The following is a 15,861-nucleotide window of genomic DNA, read 5'->3' on the forward strand; positions in this document are numbered from 1 at the left end:
GCCGCCGGCCTCGGGATGTGGGCGGGGGCGCTCGCCGCGGCGGCCGGTGGGCTGGCGCTGACGGGGGCTCTGCTCGCGCGCTGAGACCGGATGTCTCATCGACCGGCCCGCAGGGCGCTCCGACAGTGGGACCGTGCCCCCCATTGACGGGGGTCAAGCGGCTCTGAGCACGATCTCCGCCGATCCCGCCCCCGGCGCCGGGACAAGATATGCGGTGTGACGTTCGGGGGCGGTCTGCGGGAGCTGCGGCTCGCCGTCGTCGACGACCAGCCGCTCTACCGGCAGATGCTCGCGTCGCTGCTGCGCGCGGTGCCCGGAGTCCGGAGCGTCGTCGAGGCGTCCTCGGCCGCCGAGGCGCGCGAGCGGCTGCGACCCGCCGAGCTCGACGTCGCCGTGATCGACATCGAGCTGGGCGACGGCGACGGGATCGAGCTCGGCCGCGAGCTGCGCGCCGGCGACCCCGAGCTCGCCGTCGTGCTGCTCTCGGCGGTCGACTCGATGCACCGCTTCCTCCGGCTCGGCCGCGACGAGGTGCGCGGCTGGAGCTACCTCTCGAAGAGCTCGTCGCTCTCGTCCCCCGCGCTGATGACCGCGATCCGGGCGACGCTCGACGGCCGGACCGTGCTCGACCCCGCCCTGGTCGCCGCGCGCACCGCCCGCCGGAGCTCGCCCGTCGACGCGCTCAGCCGCCGGCAGTACGAGGTGCTCGGCGCCCTCGCCTCGGGCCTCACCAACGCCGCGATCGCGGAGCGGCTCGGCATCGCGGTGCGCTCGGTCGACAATCACGTGAACGCCCTCTACGGAGCGCTCGGCCTGCGCTCCGACGGCTCGCGCAACCCCCGCGTGGAGGCGACCCTGCTGTTCCTGGAGCACACCCGGTGACCCTCCCCGACGACTCCCGGCCGCGCCGCGCGGACGACGCCGAGGACAACCGGATCCTGCGCGGGACCGTCGCGATCCTCGGCGGGGTGCTGGCCGTCCTCGCGGCGCTGCAGGCGGTCTTCGCGCTGGGCATGCTGTCGCAGACCGTGCGGGGGGTCGAGAGCGGGCCGGTCGTCGACGTCGTCGTGCGCGTGGTCGTCAACATCGCGTCGATCGGCCTCGCGGTCGCGCTCGTCGCGCTGCTGCGTCCCGAGCGCCGCGCGCGCACCGGGCGGCTGCTGGTCTCGGCGGGGATCGCGGCGGTCGTCGCCGTCGTCCGGGTCGGGCTGCAGCTCATCGTCGGGGTCTACCTGCCGACCGCGCTCGACGCACTCGTGGTCGAGCTCGTGGTGGGCGCGGTGGTCGTCGGCCTGATCGTCTCGTTCGGGTTCCTGCTCGTCGATGCGACCCGACGGGTGCGCGAGAAGGAGCGGGAGCGCGCCCGCGTGCTGCTCCAGGCCGTCGACGCGGTGCAGGCGCTCCAGCAGGAGGAGCTGCGCGTGCGCCGTGAGGTCGCGCAGGGCCTGCACGGCCGGCTGCAGAACACGCTCGTGGTGCTGGCCGCGGAGCTGCGCGGGCTGGCCGCGACTCCTCCCTCCGCCGCGACCGCCGAGCGCCTGAGCGGCATCGCGAGCCGGCTCGACGAGCTGCGGGAGCAGGAGGTCCGCGCGGTCAGCGGGGCGCTCTACCCGGTCGACATCGAGCACGGGCTGGTCGCCGCCGCCCGCGATCTGCTCTCGCGCCTGCCGCCGGAGATCGCCGTCGACCTGGACGTCCACGACGACTACCCGGGCCTCGAGGAGCGCGGTGTCCCGATCGAGCAGCGGGTGCTGCTGGTGCGGCTGATCGAGGAGGCGCTGACCAACGCGCTCAAGCACGGCGGCGCGCGGGCCGTGCGGCTGCAGCTCGACGTGGCGCGCGGGGAGAGGGAGCACGCCGTGGTGATCGGTCTCGACGACGACGGCGGCGGGCTCGCGGCCCCGCCGGTGCTCTCCGGGCTCGAGCGCCTCTCGCGCCAGTTCGCGGTCTACGGAGGCTCGATCGAGCTGGCCCCGTCGGCCGCCCTCGGCGGTGCGCGGCTCGCCGGCCGGCTGCCGCTGCGGCTGTCCTGAGCGGCCGAGCAGTCCTGAGCCGACGAGCCGTCCTGATACGACGAGCCGTCCTGACACGACGAGGGGGAGGCGGTTCCGTCCGCCTCCCCCTCGCTCCGCGCCGTCTCTCCGGCGCTCAGCCCGCCGTCAGCTCTGCGGCGGCGTGTAGAACTGGAGGTCGTTGCCCTCGGAGTCCTTGAAGGGGAGGATGCGACCCCACTCGTGGTCGCTGATCTCGCCCTCGATCGACGCGCCGCGCGCCTCCAGCCGCTCCAGCTCGTCCTCGATGCTGCCGTCGGGCTGGAACGAGATGACCGCTCCGCCGCTCTCCGCGACCGAGGCCGACTCGCGGGCGTTCAGCCCGATCATCAATCCGCCCGCGTCGAGCTCCGACCAGTCGCCCGAGGTGCTCTTCACGTCGAGGCCGAGGGTGTCGCGGTAGAACGCGACCGCCCGCTCCATGTCCTCGACCGGCACCCATACCGTCGCCACTCCTGCTGCCGCCATGATCCGGTCTCCTTCGATCGATGTTGCCGTCCGCTCACGGTAGGGCGGGGCCCGAGGTGCCGAGGGGCGTCCTCACCGTTCGTCCAGCCGGCGGCCCGGTGACTGACGGCCGGCGACGCGGAGATCCACAGCAACGCGGGCGGCCAAGGGGTTGCTTCTTCGCCGGGCGTATCGAGACCCACCTCCCTGCGAACGTCGGCCTCCTCCCCGCCCTGCGCCCGAACCTGACGCGCCCCCTCCGCTCGATACGCTGAGGGAGACCGCGGTCGATCGCGTCGGTGCCCGCCGCGCCGCTCGCCTCTCGCCGCTCGAAGGGACTCCCGTGACGACGCCCGCTCCGACTCCGCCCCGATCGACCGAGTCCCGCCCGGACCGCACCGAGCGCCTGCGCGTCGTGGCCGCCACGCCGATCAGCGACGAGCTGATCGCACGGGTGGTGGAGCTGGAGCCGCGGATCGACTTCGTCGCCGACCAGAGTCTGCTGCCGCCGATGCGGCACCCGGGCGATCACGGCGGCGATCCCGCGTTCGAGCGCACCGCGGAGCAGCAGGCCGCGTTCGAGGAGCTGGTCGACTCGGCCGAGGTGCTCTACGGGATCCCCGGCGAGGACCCGTCTGCGCTGGCTCGCACGGTCGCCGCGAACCCGGCGCTGCGCTGGGTGCAGACCATGCCCGCGGGCGGCGGCGCGCAGGTGAAGAAGGCCGGCCTGAGCGAGGAGCAGCTCGCGCGGGTCGCGTTCTCCACCTCCGCGGGCGTGCACTCCGATCCGCTGGCCGAGTTCTCCCTGTTCGGGCTGCTGGCGGGCGCGAAGACGCTGCCGAAGCTGCAGGCACTGCAGGGCGCCCGCGAGTGGGGCTCGCGCTGGACGATGAGCCTGCTCTCGGAGCAGACGATCCTGATCGTCGGGCTCGGCACCATCGGCCGGGCGACCGCGCAGAAGCTGTCGGCCCTCGGCGCCCGGGTGATCGGCACCAGCCGGCACGCCGACTCCGTGGAGCACGTGGACGAGATCGTGCCGCCGTCGGCGATCGCCGAGGTCGCCGGGCGGATCGACGGCGTCGTCGTCACCCTCCCCGGCACCGAGCAGACCGAGAAGCTCGTCGGCGCCGACTTCTTCGCCGCGCTGCGCCCCGGAGCGACGCTGGTCAGCGTCGGCCGCGGCACCGTCATCGACGAGGACGCGCTGCTCGCCGCGCTCGAGGACGGCCGGGTCGGCTTCGCCGCCCTCGACGTCGTCGCGGAGGAGCCGCTCGCCCAGGACAGCCCGCTCTGGAACCACCCGAGCGTCCTGCTCAGCCCGCACACCGCCGCACTGAACGCGGCCGAGGACCGCCTGATCGCCGAGCTCTTCGCCCGCAACGCCACCCGCTACCTCGACGGCGAAGAGCTGATCAACCGGGTCGACACCGTCGAGTTCTACTGACGCGAGGGCCCGCGCGGCCCCGCGAGACCCCTCCACAGCCGCCGATCCGGCGCGAATGCCCGCTCAGAGGCCGGATCTGCGCTCGCGCGCGCCTCCGACGGCCTACCGTTGCACTATGGCGTCCACCGATACACCCGAACCCGCCCCCCAGGCCGACGGCGCGACCGCGCCCGCCGCCGACAGCACCGCCCCGGCCGCGCCGGCAGACGAGACCGCCCCCTCGCTGGTCTTCTCGGACCTGGGTCTCAGCGACCCCGTCCTCAAGGCCCTCAAGGAGGTCGGCTACGAGACGCCCTCGGCGATCCAGGCCGCGACGATCCCCTCCCTCCTGTCCGGCCGCGACGTCCTCGGCGTCGCGCAGACCGGCACCGGCAAGACCGCGGCGTTCGCGCTGCCGATCCTCTCCCGCCTCGACGTCTCGCAGAAGACCCCGCAGGCGCTCGTCCTCGCGCCGACCCGCGAGCTCGCGCTCCAGGTCTGCGAGGCGTTCGAGCGCTACGCGTCCGGCCTGCGCGGCGTGCACGTGCTCCCCGTCTACGGCGGCCAGGGCTACGGCACCCAGCTCTCCGCGCTCCGCCGCGGCGTCCACGTCGTCGTCGGCACGCCCGGCCGCATCATGGACCACCTCGAGAAGGGCACCCTCGACCTCACGCACCTGAGGTACCTGGTGCTCGACGAGGCCGACGAGATGCTCAAGATGGGCTTCGCCGAGGACGTCGAGACGATCCTCGCCGACACCCCGGTCGAGAAGCAGATCGCGCTGTTCTCGGCGACCATGCCGTCGCAGATCCGCCGCATCTCGCAGAAGTACCTGAAGGACCCGGAGGAGATCACGGTCAAGGCGAAGACCACGACCTCCGCCAACACCACCCAGCGCTACCTGATGGTGTCGTACCCGCAGAAGGTCGATGCGCTGACCCGCATCCTCGAGGTCGAGAACTTCGAGGGCATGATCGTCTTCGTCCGCACCAAGAGCGAGACCGAGACGCTCGCCGAGAAGCTGCGCGCCCGCGGCTACACGGCCGCCGCGATCAGCGGCGACGTCGCGCAGGCTCAGCGCGAGCGCACCGTCGAGCAGCTGAAGTCGGGCAAGCTCGACATCCTCGTCGCGACCGACGTCGCGGCCCGCGGTCTCGACGTCGACCGGATCAGCCACGTCGTCAACTACGACATCCCGATCGACACCGAGTCCTACGTGCACCGCATCGGCCGCACCGGCCGGGCCGGCCGCAGCGGTGCCGCGATCAGCTTCGTGACCCCGCGCGAGCGCCGCCTCCTCTCCGCCATCGAGAAGGCGACCCGCCAGCCGCTGACCGAGATGCGCCTCCCGAGCGTCGAGGACGTCAACGTCACGCGCCTCTCCCGCTTCGACGACGCCATCACCACGGCGCTGGCCGACCGCGAGCGGCTCGACCGGTTCCGCGACATCATCGGCCACTACGTCGAGCACCACGACGTGGTCGAGTCCGACGTCGCCGCCGCGCTGGCGATCGTCGCCCAGGGCGACGAGCCGCTGCTGCTCTCGCCGGACGACCCTCGCTTCCGCCGCGAGGACAGCCGCGGCGACCGCCCCGAGCGCTCCGACCGGTCCTCGTACGACAACGACCGCGAGCGTCCCGAGCGCCGCCAGCGCTCGTCGAACAGCAACCTCGCGTCCTACCGGATCGAGGTGGGCCGCCGTCAGCGCGTCGAGCCCCGCCAGATCGTCGGCGCGCTCGCGAACGAGGGCGGTCTCAACCGCGGTGACTTCGGGCACATCGACATCCGCCCGGACTTCTCGATCGTGGAGCTGCCGGCCGACCTGCCCCAGGACGTGCTGGACCGCCTCGCCGGCACCCGCATCAGCGGCCAGCTGATCGAGCTCAAGCCGGACCGCCGCCCGAGCCGCGCCGGCGCCGACCGCGGCGCCCGCCCCTCGGGCCCGTCCCGCTCCTCGGAGCGTCCGGAGCGCAAGCCCCGCTACTGAGCCCAGCCCCCTCCCCTCCGCGAGATGCCACTTGTGCACGCCTTTCACGGCGTGTCGCGTACACAAGTGGCATCTCGCGGAGGTGGTTAAGGCGTCAGAGGATGTCGGCGTCGGCCAGGGCCTCGGGGCGGAGCAGCTTCCGCGCGCCGAGGATCTCGACGCCGATGAGGTGACCGGCGGCGTCGAAGTCGAGGATGATCTCGCCGAACCCGTGCGGGTCGGCGATGTCGCACACCTGCTCGACCGACTCGCCGGCCTCGGGCTCACGCCCGACGGGCAGGTAGGCGGCGTTCGCTTGCGGGTCGTATCGGATCCTCATGACACCCACCGTGCTGATCTCGCGGAGGGGGAGGGGACGCGCGGGTCAGCGGCGGAGGACTCGGCGGGCCAGGACGTTGCCGAGCAGCTGGACGAGCTGGACGATCACGATGATGACGAGCACGGCCGCCCAGGTGACAACGGGCTCGAACTGGCGGTAGCCGTACTGGATCGCGAAGGTGCCCAGGCCGCCGGCGCCGATGTAGCCGGCGACGGCCGACATGTCGATGATCGCGACGAAGACGAAGGTGTAGCCGAGAATCAGCGGTCCGAGCGCCTCGGGCAGCAGGACCGTGCGGACGATCCGGAAGCGGCTCGCGCCGACCGAGCGGGCGGCCTCGATCACGCCGGGCTGCACGGTCAGCAGATTCTGCTCGACGATGCGGCCGATGCCGAAGGCTGCGGCGAGCGAGAGTGTGAAGACGATCGCGTCGGTGCCGATGCCCGTGCCGACCACCAGGCGCGCGAGCGGCTGGGCCGCGGCGATGAAGATGATGAACGGGATCGGCCGGAAGACGTTGACGATCACGTTCAAGAGACCGAAGACGAAGCGGTTGGCGTAGAGCGCGCCGCCGCGGGTGACGGCGAGTCCGAGCCCGATCAGCAGGCCGCCGATCCCGCCGAAGAGCAGGCTGAGGGCCACGATGTAGAGGGTCTCGCCGGTCGCCTCGGCGAGCTGGGGCAGCAGGGGGATGAGCTCGTTCATCGGGGCACCTCCGTGAGGGCGACGCGGGCGCCGAGGCGGGCCAGCAGGGGGTCGATCACGGCGTCGGACGCGTCGAGGGCGACGGTGAGGTGGCCGAAGGCGCGGCCGCGGACGTCGGTGATGCCGCCGTAGACGAGCTCCAGCGGGACGCCGGCCTGCGCGATCTCGGCGAAGACGTCGCCCTGCGAGGCGGAGCCGTCCGAGAAGGACAGCGTGACGAGGCGGCCGGGGTGGCGCGCGCGCAGCACCGCCGCCTCCTCCCGCGAGGGCACCGTGCGCACGACCGTGGAGACGAAGCGGCGGGTGACCGCCTCCCGCGGGGCCGAGAAGACGTCGAAGACGGGGCCGCGCTCGACGATGCGGCCCGCCTCCATCACGGCGACCTTCGTCGCGAGCTGCTGGACGACGTCCATCTCGTGCGTGATGACGACGATGGTGACGCCGAGCTCCTCGTTGATCCGGCGCAGGAGCGCGAGCACCTCGCCGGTGGTGTCCGGGTCGAGGGCGCTGGTGGCCTCGTCGGCGAGGAGGATGCGCGGCGAGGCGGCGAGGGCGCGGGCGATGCCGACCCGCTGCTTCTGGCCGCCGGAGAGCTGCTCCGGGTGGCTGCGGGCCTTGTCCGAGAGGCCGACGAAGCGGAGCATCTCGTCGACGCGGGCGCGCAGCTCGGCACGCGGCGTGCCGGCGACCTGCAGCGGGTAGGCGACGTTCTGCTCGACGGTCTTGGAGCCGAAGAGGTTGAACTGCTGGAAGATCATGCCGATTCCGAGCCGCAGCCGGCGCAGCTCCCGCTCGGGCAGGCCGACGATCTCGCGGCCGTCGATCTCGATGCTGCCGCCGGTGGCGGGCTCGAGGGCGTTGATCAGGCGCGCGAGCGTGCTCTTGCCGGCGCCGGAGTAGCCGATCACGCCGTAGACGTCGCCGGCCTCGATGTCGAGGCTGAGGCCGTCCACGGCGGTCAGGGCGGACGCGCCGCGCGCGAGCGGCGGGTAGACCTTGCTCACGTCGGCGAGGCGGATGAGCGGCACGGCGCTTCCTTCACTGCTGGGGTCGGGCACTGCTGGGGTCGGGCACTGCCGGGTCGGGCGCTGCCGGGACGGGCGCCGCGAGGTCGTAGCGGGGGAGGGGCGGGTCAGCCCTGGGCGGCGGCGTCGGCCTCGACGGTGGCGAGCGTCGTCTGCAGCTCGGCGGCGGGGGTCGTCGCGAAGACGGCGGTGCCGCCCGACTGCTCGGAGACGCCGTCGAGCACGTCCTGCGAGGTCTGGTAGACGTCGACGAGCTTCAGGTAGGTCTCGTTCTCGGCGTCGTCCGCGCGGGCGGCGAACACGTTGACGTAGGGCACCGCGGTCGGGTCGCTCGGGTCGTCCTGGGCGAGGGCGTCGGTGGCCTCGAGGCCCGCGCCCGCGAGGTAGTCGTTGTTGACGACGGCGGCGGCGACGTCGGGGAGCGAGGTCGGCACGAGCGCCGCGTCGAGCGCGGTGACGGTGACCTTCGAGGCGCCGGTGTCGATGTCGTCGAGGCCGGAGAAGGCGGTGCCGCCGTCCGTCAGCTCGATCAGGCCGGCCGACTGGAGGACGAGGAGCGCGCGGGCCTGGTTGGTCACGTCGTTCGGGACGGCGACGCTCTCGCCCTCGGGGATGTCCTCGACGCTGTCGTACTGGGTCGAGTAGAGGCCGAGCGGGTAGATCGCGGTCGCGCCGATCGGCACGAGGTCGGCGCCGGCGGAGGTGTTGTACTGCGCCAGGTAGACGAGGTGCTGGAACTGGTTGAGGTCGATCTCGCCCTCGGTCAGCGCGGGGTTGAGCTGGTTGTAGTCGGTGAAGTCGACGATCTCGACGTCGATGCCCGCGTCCTCGGCGGCCTGCTCGTAGGTCGCCCAGTAGGGGTCGCCGGCGCCGACCACGCCGATGCGGACGGTGTCGTCGCTCGCGCCGGCGGCGGACGAGCAGCCGGCGAGGAGGAGGGCGGAGGCGGCGATCGCGGTGGTCGCGAGGAGAGTGCGGCGCAGGGACATGCGGTGGATCCTTCCGTGGAGAGGATCCGGGCGGCGTCCACGGGCGGTGCTGGTCACCGCCGGCGCTGCGACCGGCCTCCGGTCGCACGACGCCGCGACTGCGCGGATCCCGGAGACCACCGTACGCAGGGCGCCACCGGGCGCGCGAAACACGCCCGTAACACGGCGACTTCCGCGGGGGAGGGAGAGCGGGGGAGGAGGGTCAGCCGGCGAGGGCTTGGTCGCCCGACTCCGCCGCGAGGGCCTCGTGCTTGGCCAGGCGGGCGGCGATCGCGTCGCGCTCGGCCCGGAGGGAGGCGATGGTCGGCTGGTCCAGGCGCGGGTCGGCGAGGTCTGCGAACGGGCTCGAGGTGCCGGTGCGGGCCGAGACGAGCGCCGAGTAGGCCTTCGTCGCGGCGCGGAGCTCGGACGCGGCACGCGCGACCTTGCTCGGCTTCGACGACTTGTCGCCGACGAGGCCGGCGTGCTTGTCGAGGGCTGCTACCAGGGCGCGATGCGCCGCGTCAATCTTCTTGCTCATCCAGGAAGTATGGCGCAGGATCGCCTCACGAGGCGAAGCCCCCGAAGCGCCCCCGCCGACCCCCTCCGCGAGATGCCACTTGTGCGCGGATTCTGCGGCGTGTCGTGCTCACAAGTGGCATCTCGCGGAGGGCGACCGGGGGACCCGGCGCGCACGTCATGGGATCGGGGTCAGGGTCCAGGCGCCGTCGGTGCGGATCGCGACGACGCCGGGGAGGGTGGCGTCGACGACGCGGGCGAACGCGGTGGTGTCGCCGAAGGTCTGCCGGGTGCCGCCGGTGCCGAGGACGCGGCCGGAGAGCGAGTCCTCGCTGCTCGCCGGGCCGTAGGCGACGTCGAGGCTGTCGACGTCGTCCGAGAACGCGAGCACCGCGGATCCGCTGCCCGACTGCTCGCCGGAGACCTCGGGCAGGTCGTTCCAGCTCTGCAGAGTGAGCGTCCAGTGACCGGCGGTCCGCACGAGGAGCGACTGGTCGACGGGGTCGGTCGCGACGGTCTCGAGGAGCCACGACGACTCGGTTCCGGCCTCGGCCTCGCCCACCGGAGTGCTGCGCCCGGGCGCCGACACGGTGACGGTCCCGGAGCAGGCCGAGCAGTCGAGCGCGACGACCACCGCGAAGTCGCCCTGCCGCTGATAGGAGACGTCGACGGTCCCCGCGGCGGAGACGCTCGCCGAGGTGCCGTCCGCCACGCCACCGGCACCGACCGCCGCCGACCCGGACTCCGCCTCGACGCAGCCGCCGAGCAGCAGCGCGACGACCGCGACGGCCGCCGCAGAACTCCCTCGTCGGCGCATCGCCCCAGCCTGGCACTGCGCGGTGACTTCCGGCGTCAGACCGGGCCGGTGCCGCGCTGCACGGGGGTGGACTCGGAGCGGTTCGCGGCGCTCGTCGAGACGGCGGCGAGGACGCGCTGGACCTCGAGGGCGTCGGCGAAGGTCGGGGTGGCGGGGGTGCCGGCGGCGATCGCCTCGACGAGGTCGACGACCTGGTGGCTGAAGAGGTGCTCGTAGCCGATGCCGTGGCCGGCGGGCCACCAGGCCGACATGTACGGGTGCGAGGGCTCGGTGACCTGGATGGTGCGGAAGCCCTGGGCGTCCTCGGGGTCGCGGGCGTCGTAGTACTCGAGCTCGTTCATCCGCTCGAAGTCGAAGGCGATGCTGCCGGTCTCGCCGTTGATCTCGATGCGGTTGGCGTTCTTGCGGCCGGTGGCGACGCGGGTCGCCTCGAAGACGCCGAGGGCGCCGCCCTCGAAGGAGGCGGTGAAGGCGGCGGCATCGTCGACCGTGACCGGGCCGCGCTCGGCGCCCTCCTCCGCGCGGCCGCCGAGGCCCGACTGCGTCGCGAGCACGGGGCGCTCGGTGGTGAAGGTGCGCAGGACGGCAGAGACCGAGGCGATCGGAGTGCCGGTCAGCCACTGCGCGCTGTCGATGATGTGCGCGCCGATGTCGCCGAGCGCGCCCGAGCCGGCCTTCGCGGCGTCGAGGCGCCAGGTCAGCGGGGCCTCGGAGTCGCTGAGCCAGTCCTGCAGGTACTGGGCGCGGACGTGCCGGATCGCGCCGAGCCGACCTTCGTCGACGAAGCGCTTGGCCAGGGCCAGCGCGGGGGTGCGGCGGTAGCTGAAGCCGCACATCGCGACGCGGCCCGAGGCGGCGGCCGCGGCGACCATCCGCTCGGCCTCCTCGACGGAGTTGGCCAGCGGCTTCTCGCAGAGGACGTGCTTGCCGGCCTCGAGGGCGGCGATCGCGATCTCGGCGTGGGTGTCGCCGGGGGTGCAGATGTCGACGAGGTCGATGTCGTCGCGCGCGATCACCGCGCGCCAGTCGGTCGACGACTCGCTCCAGCCCAGGGTCTCGGCGCGCTCGGCGGTCCGCTGCGGGTCGGTGCCCACCAGGACGGCCAGCTCGGGGTGCAGCGGCAGCGGGAAGAAGCGGGGGGCGGTGCGCCAGGCGTGCGAGTGGGTGCGGCCCATGAAGGCGGTCCCCACCATCGCGACGCGCAGTGCTCGGTCGTTCGACATCGTCGTCCTTTCGTCGGCGGGTCGACCCTCCCATGCCCGCGCTCGGCTCCGCCAGCTCTTTCTGCTGAGCGGGAGGGCGGCGACGGCGGGCTCGGGAGGCCGCAGGTCACGATCCGGTTGCGGCCCGGGCCGGATTCATAGGGTCGGAGAGCGCTCTATGACGAGACTTCATGTCCAGACGCGCCGCACAACGCGCCGTCAGATGTCGCCTAAACCCGCGGATCCCAGGACTGGCGCGGGTGACGGAAGCGTTTCGACGCGCTGGGCGAAGGCCCGGATCTCCTTCGAAACGACTCAGAACTTTTGGTTGACCCGCGACTTAAGTCGCTGTAGCTTCGTCCGCATGGTCAACGCAGACCCCGGCGACACCGCCGCCCAGCCTCTTTCCCGCACCCAGGACACCGCGTCAGAACTGCTTCTGCAGATGCGCGGCATCGTCAAGATCTTCCCCGGAGCACGAGCCCTCGACGGCGTCGACCTCGACGTCCGCCCGGGCGAGGTGCACTGCCTCCTCGGCCAGAACGGGGCCGGCAAGTCGACGCTCATCAAGACGCTCGCCGGGGCCCACCAGCCCACCGAGGGCGAGATCCTCGTGGACGGGAAGGTCGTCACGATCCCCTCGCCGACGGCCGCGCTCGCGCTCGGCATCGCCACGATGTACCAGGAGCTGGACGTCGTCGACGGCCTCTCCGTCGCCGAGAACATCTACCTCGGCCACGAGCTCTCCCGCGGCGGCTTCACCGCCCGCTCCAAGGCCGCGAGGATCACCCGCGAGCTGATGCAGCGCCTCGGCCACCCCGAGATCGCCCCGCACCGCGAGGTCGGCAGCCTCTCCGCCGCCGGCAAGCAGATCGTGCAGATGGCGCGGGCCCTCTCGCACGATGCGCGGGTCATCATCATGGACGAGCCCTCCGCGGTGCTCGACTCCGAGGAGGTGGAGAACCTCTTCCACGTGGTCCGCCAGCTCACCGCCGACGGCGTCGCCATCGTCTACATCTCGCACCGCCTCGAGGAGATCCGCGCCATCGGCGATCGGATCACGGTCATCAAGGACGGCGCGACGGTCGCGAAGAACCTCGCCGTCGCCGACACCCCGACCTCGAAGCTGATCACGCTGATGACCGGCCGCGCGGTGGAGTACGTCTTCCCGGATCGCACCGAGCTCCCGACCGAGGCCGAGACGCTGCTGAAGGTGGAGAACCTGGGGCTGCGCGGCTCGTTCGCCGACGTCTCGCTCGAGATCCGCGCCGGCGAGGTCGTCGGCCTCGCGGGGCTGGTCGGCTCCGGCCGCTCCGAGATCCTGGAGACCATCTACGGGGCCCGCCGCGCCAGCACCGGCACGGTCAGCGTCGCGGGCAAGCGGCTGCGGGCCGGCTCGGTCACCTCCGCGGTCGACGCCGGCATCGGCCTCTGCCCGGAGGAGCGCAAGAGCCAGGGCCTGCTCCTGGACGAGCCGGTCTACCGCAACATCACCCTCTCGACCTTCGACCGCTTCGCCAAGCGCGGCTTCCTCGACGAGCGCTCCGAGCGCGCGGCGGCGGCCGAGCAGGCGGTGGCGCTCGACCTCCGCCCGCACGGCGTCGACCGCGACGCCCGCACGCTCTCCGGCGGCAACCAGCAGAAGGCGCTCCTCGCCCGCTGGCTGGTGCGCGGCTGCCGCGTGCTGCTGCTCGACGAGCCGACCCGCGGGGTCGACGTCGGAGCGCGGGCCGAGATCTACACCCTGATCCGGGACCTCGCGACCGACGGCGCCGCCGTGCTCGTGGTCTCCAGCGAGATCGGCGAGGTCCTCGGGCTCTCGGACCGAGTGCTCGTGATCTCCGACGGCGCCGTGGTCCACGAGGGCCCCGCCGATTCGATCGACGAGCACCGCGTGCTCGATCTCGTCATGGAAGGAAGTGCAGCGTGAGCGGACAGCTCGACACCGCGTCACCGTCGATCGGCGGTCCGCAGGAGGACGCCGGACGTCACGCCTCGGCCGCGACCGGAGGGCCGAGCGGCGGGACCCCGTCGAAGGACGCCCGCTCCGGGCTCGCCGGGATGATGGGCGGCTCGCTCGGCCGCAACATCGGCCTGGTGCTCGCGCTGGTCATCCTCTGCATCGTCGGGTTCGCCACCGCGGGGGAGCGCTTCGCCAGCGTCGACAACGTGCTGACGATCCTCCGCCTGGCCGCCGTGATCGGCGTGCTCAGCATCGGCATGACCTTCGTCATCACCTCGGGCGGCATCGACCTCTCGGTCGGCTCGGTGATGGGGCTCGCGACGGTCTGGGCGAGCACCGTGTCCACGCAGTACTACGCGGCGAACACCTCCTGGCTGGTCATCGTGCTGACCGCGGTGCTCGTGGGCCTGGTCTGCGGGCTGATCAACGGGGCGCTGATCGCCTACGGCCGCGTGGTCGCCTTCATGGCGACGCTGGCGATGCTCGTCGCGGCCCGCGGCTTCGCGGAGCTGATCTCCAACCGGCAGACGCAGATCGTCACCGTCGACCCGTTCCTCGACTTCTTCCGCGCCGACGTGCTCGGCATCCCGGTCCTCGTGCTGATCTTCGCGCTCGTCGCGGTGGCCGGCTGGATCCTGCTCAACCGCACCACCTTCGGCCGCCGCACCGTCGCGGTCGGCGGCAACCCGGAGGCGGCCCGCCTCGCCGGCATCAAGGTCCGCCGGCACACCATGTACGTCTACGGCCTCGCCGGCCTGACCGCGGGCATCGCCGCGGTGATGATGCTCGCCCGCACCACCGCCGGCTCGTCGACCAACGGAACGCTCTACGAGCTCGACGCCATCGCGGCGGTCGTGGTCGGCGGCACGCTGCTCGCCGGCGGCCGCGGCACGATCGTCGGCACCGTGTTCGGCGTCCTGATCTTCACGACCCTCACCAACGTCTTCACGCAGAACAACATGTCCACCTCGGCCCAGGCCGTGGCGAAGGGCGCGATCATCGTCGCCGCCGTCCTGCTGCAGCAGCGCTTCGCCGCCCGCGGCAAGTCCTGACCCGAGGGGCCGCCGGCCCCACCTCTTCCCGGGGCGCTCGCCCCGCTTCCCAGCACCAGCAGCATCCACCTCGACCACTCCGGTCACCCTCCGCAGGCACCGCTGTGCCCTGCGGCCCCTCATGGATCCATCGAAGGAGATCACTTCCATGTCCGTTCGCCACCCCTCCGGCACCCGCCTCGGCCGCACCGCCCGCCTGGGCACCGCCGGCTTCGCCTTCGGCGCCGTCGCGCTGATGCTCACCGGCTGCATCTCCAACGCCCCCGTCGAGACCGGGAACGCCTCCGGCGGCGGCACCACCGCCGCGGTCGCCGCCTCCGACAACGACGCTTCGGGCGACACCGTGGTGATCGGCTTCACCGCTCCCGCCGCCGACCACGGCTGGATGGGCGCCGTCAGCCGCGCGGCCATCGCCGAGGCCGAGAAGTACGACGACGTGGAGCTGCGCACCGCGGAGGGCACCAACGACGTCAACCTGCAGATCAGCCAGGTCGAGACCTTCATCAACGACGGCGTCGACGCGATCGTGCTGCTGCCGATCGACGGCGCGGCGCTGACCGAGGTCGCGACCGAGGCGATGGAGGCGGGCATCACCGTCATCAACGTCGACCGCGAGTTCTCCAGCCCGTTCGCCGCCCGCTCGACGGTGCTCGGCGACAACTACGGCATGGGCGTCAGCGCCGGCACCTACCTCTGCGAGCAGCTCGGCGACAACCCGGACGCGGTCGTGGCCGAGATCGCCGGCATCGACTCGCTGCCGCTGACCCAGGACCGCAGCCAGGGCTTCGCCGACGCGCTCTCGGGCTGCGGGCTCGACGTGGACAACCGCGTCGCCGCCGACTTCACCGTCCAGGGCGGCGAGCAGGCCGCGGCCAACCTCCTCCAGGCGGCGCCGCAGATCGACGCGATCTGGAACCACGACGACGACCAGGGCGTCGGCGTCCTCGCGGCGATCGACACCGCGGGCCGCGACGAGTTCATCCTCGTCGGCGGCGCCGGCTCGGCGAACGTGATGCGCTCGATCGAGGCCGACGACTCCGTGGTCAAGGCCACGGTCGTCTACCCCTCGACCCAGGCCGCGGACGGCATCAAGCTCGCCCGCCTCATCGAGCAGAACAAGTCGATGAGCGACACCACCTCGCTCGGCGTCCCGCGCCAGATCCAGCTCTTCGCGCCGGTCGTCACCAAGGACAACGTCGCCGAGTACCTGCCCTCGGCCTTCGAGTCCTGATCCGCTGATCCGGCCGGACCACTGATCCGACCGGACCACTGATCCGACCGGCCCACTGACCCGCCGGCGCGGGGGAGACCCCGCGCCGGCCCGGACCAGCCGGAACCGCTCCCTCTTATTAAGAGGAGCGACCGGCGCCACGACAGCATCCC

General features: G+C 72.6%; 15 protein-coding genes. 7 read left to right on the plus strand and 8 right to left on the minus strand.

All coding sequences use genetic code 11. The features are described from left to right. Positions 1 to 216: 216 nt before the first annotated feature. The gene (locus EDF45_RS01325; RefSeq protein ID WP_243581109.1) at positions 217 to 882 is read left to right on the plus strand and encodes a response regulator transcription factor; all 666 of its coding nucleotides are present in this window, start codon (positions 217 to 219) and stop codon (positions 880 to 882) included. Next, on the plus strand, positions 879 to 2,033 hold the full coding sequence (locus EDF45_RS01330) for a sensor histidine kinase (RefSeq protein WP_123734678.1): 1,155 nt from the start codon (positions 879 to 881) through the stop codon (positions 2,031 to 2,033). Before EDF45_RS01325 ends, EDF45_RS01330 begins: the two co-directional genes overlap by 4 nt. 126 nt (positions 2,034 to 2,159) lie before the next feature. Here EDF45_RS01330 and EDF45_RS01335 read toward each other — a convergent pair whose 3' ends face one another. Continuing rightward, positions 2,160 to 2,519 (minus strand): VOC family protein, encoded by a 360-nt coding sequence (locus tag EDF45_RS01335; RefSeq protein WP_123734679.1) that lies wholly within the window; start codon positions 2,517 to 2,519, stop codon positions 2,160 to 2,162. 322 nt (positions 2,520 to 2,841) lie between these two features. Between EDF45_RS01335 and EDF45_RS01340 the strand changes: the two genes are divergently transcribed. Together EDF45_RS01340 and EDF45_RS01345 are read left to right on the plus strand one after the other, a co-directional pair. Beyond that, a complete protein-coding gene (locus tag EDF45_RS01340) occupies positions 2,842 to 3,942 on the plus strand; it encodes a D-2-hydroxyacid dehydrogenase (RefSeq protein ID WP_221181070.1) in 1,101 nt (366 codons plus the stop codon). 115 nt (positions 3,943 to 4,057) lie between these two features. Next, on the plus strand, positions 4,058 to 5,908 hold the full coding sequence (locus EDF45_RS01345) for a DEAD/DEAH box helicase (protein ID WP_123734680.1): 1,851 nt from the start codon (positions 4,058 to 4,060) through the stop codon (positions 5,906 to 5,908). A gap of 94 nt (positions 5,909 to 6,002) precedes the next feature. Here EDF45_RS01345 and EDF45_RS01350 read toward each other — a convergent pair whose 3' ends face one another. The 7 genes from EDF45_RS01350 to EDF45_RS01380 all read right to left on the minus strand — a co-directional run bounded on the left by EDF45_RS01350 (position 6,003) and on the right by EDF45_RS01380 (position 11,484). Then, positions 6,003 to 6,227: a DUF2283 domain-containing protein gene (locus tag EDF45_RS01350; RefSeq protein ID WP_123705712.1), complete on the minus strand. Its 225-nt coding sequence runs from the start codon at positions 6,225 to 6,227 to the stop codon at positions 6,003 to 6,005. Between the two features lie 45 nt (positions 6,228 to 6,272). After that, on the minus strand, positions 6,273 to 6,932 hold the full coding sequence (locus tag EDF45_RS01355) for a methionine ABC transporter permease (RefSeq protein ID WP_123734681.1): 660 nt from the start codon (positions 6,930 to 6,932) through the stop codon (positions 6,273 to 6,275). Beyond that, positions 6,929 to 7,960 carry a methionine ABC transporter ATP-binding protein gene (locus EDF45_RS01360; protein WP_123734682.1) on the minus strand — a complete coding sequence of 344 codons (1,032 nt, stop codon included), beginning with the start codon at positions 7,958 to 7,960 and terminating at the stop codon, positions 6,929 to 6,931. Before EDF45_RS01360 ends, EDF45_RS01355 begins: the two co-directional genes overlap by 4 nt. Before the next feature lie 104 nt (positions 7,961 to 8,064). Beyond that, entirely contained in the window at positions 8,065 to 8,946 is an 882-nt protein-coding gene (locus EDF45_RS01365; RefSeq protein ID WP_123734683.1) for a MetQ/NlpA family ABC transporter substrate-binding protein, read from the minus strand. A 202-nt stretch (positions 8,947 to 9,148) separates the two neighbouring features. After that, positions 9,149 to 9,466: a hypothetical protein gene (locus tag EDF45_RS01370; RefSeq protein WP_123444613.1), complete on the minus strand. Its 318-nt coding sequence runs from the start codon at positions 9,464 to 9,466 to the stop codon at positions 9,149 to 9,151. Between the two features lie 156 nt (positions 9,467 to 9,622). Then, the gene (locus tag EDF45_RS01375; protein ID WP_123734684.1) at positions 9,623 to 10,261 is read right to left on the minus strand and encodes a hypothetical protein; all 639 of its coding nucleotides are present in this window, start codon (positions 10,259 to 10,261) and stop codon (positions 9,623 to 9,625) included. A 35-nt stretch (positions 10,262 to 10,296) separates the two neighbouring features. Further along, positions 10,297 to 11,484 (minus strand): Gfo/Idh/MocA family protein, encoded by a 1,188-nt coding sequence (locus EDF45_RS01380; protein WP_123734685.1) that lies wholly within the window; start codon positions 11,482 to 11,484, stop codon positions 10,297 to 10,299. Between the two features lie 424 nt (positions 11,485 to 11,908). On the opposite strand from EDF45_RS01380, the gene EDF45_RS01385 reads away from it, so the two are divergent. The 3 genes from EDF45_RS01385 to EDF45_RS01395 all read left to right on the plus strand — a co-directional run bounded on the left by EDF45_RS01385 (position 11,909) and on the right by EDF45_RS01395 (position 15,709). Then, on the plus strand, positions 11,909 to 13,393 hold the full coding sequence (locus EDF45_RS01385; protein WP_123734686.1) for a sugar ABC transporter ATP-binding protein: 1,485 nt from the start codon (positions 11,909 to 11,911) through the stop codon (positions 13,391 to 13,393). A 131-nt stretch (positions 13,394 to 13,524) separates the two neighbouring features. Continuing rightward, positions 13,525 to 14,478 (plus strand): ABC transporter permease, encoded by a 954-nt coding sequence (locus EDF45_RS01390; RefSeq protein ID WP_123445318.1) that lies wholly within the window; start codon positions 13,525 to 13,527, stop codon positions 14,476 to 14,478. A gap of 148 nt (positions 14,479 to 14,626) precedes the next feature. Beyond that, complete coding sequence (locus EDF45_RS01395; protein WP_123734687.1) at positions 14,627 to 15,709, plus strand: substrate-binding domain-containing protein; 1,083 nt, start codon at positions 14,627 to 14,629, stop codon at positions 15,707 to 15,709. Positions 15,710 to 15,861: the final 152 nt, after the last annotated feature.

It is taken from the genome of Rathayibacter sp. PhB186, assembly GCF_003751825.1.
Taxonomy (GTDB): domain Bacteria; phylum Actinomycetota; class Actinomycetes; order Actinomycetales; family Microbacteriaceae; genus Rathayibacter; species Rathayibacter festucae.

What these genes read in the sequence shown, in the direction of transcription:
- EDF45_RS01365 (WP_123734683.1), bottom strand. Translation starts at nt 8,946, where the DNA reads ATGTCCCTGCGCCGCACTCTCCTCGCGACCACCGCGATCGCCGCCTCC.
- EDF45_RS01395 (WP_123734687.1), top strand. Translation starts at nt 14,627, where the DNA reads ATGTCCGTTCGCCACCCCTCCGGCACCCGCCTCGGCCGCACCGCCCGC.
- EDF45_RS01335 (WP_123734679.1), bottom strand. Translation starts at nt 2,519, where the DNA reads ATGGCGGCAGCAGGAGTGGCGACGGTATGGGTGCCGGTCGAGGACATG.
- EDF45_RS01380 (WP_123734685.1), bottom strand. Translation starts at nt 11,484, where the DNA reads ATGTCGAACGACCGAGCACTGCGCGTCGCGATGGTGGGGACCGCCTTC.
- EDF45_RS01385 (WP_123734686.1), top strand. Translation starts at nt 11,909, where the DNA reads ATGCGCGGCATCGTCAAGATCTTCCCCGGAGCACGAGCCCTCGACGGC.
- EDF45_RS01345 (WP_123734680.1), top strand. Translation starts at nt 4,058, where the DNA reads ATGGCGTCCACCGATACACCCGAACCCGCCCCCCAGGCCGACGGCGCG.
- EDF45_RS01375 (WP_123734684.1), bottom strand. Translation starts at nt 10,261, where the DNA reads ATGCGCCGACGAGGGAGTTCTGCGGCGGCCGTCGCGGTCGTCGCGCTG.
- EDF45_RS01350 (WP_123705712.1), bottom strand. Translation starts at nt 6,227, where the DNA reads ATGAGGATCCGATACGACCCGCAAGCGAACGCCGCCTACCTGCCCGTC.
- EDF45_RS01355 (WP_123734681.1), bottom strand. Translation starts at nt 6,932, where the DNA reads ATGAACGAGCTCATCCCCCTGCTGCCCCAGCTCGCCGAGGCGACCGGC.
- EDF45_RS01390 (WP_123445318.1), top strand. Translation starts at nt 13,525, where the DNA reads ATGATGGGCGGCTCGCTCGGCCGCAACATCGGCCTGGTGCTCGCGCTG.
- EDF45_RS01370 (WP_123444613.1), bottom strand. Translation starts at nt 9,466, where the DNA reads ATGAGCAAGAAGATTGACGCGGCGCATCGCGCCCTGGTAGCAGCCCTC.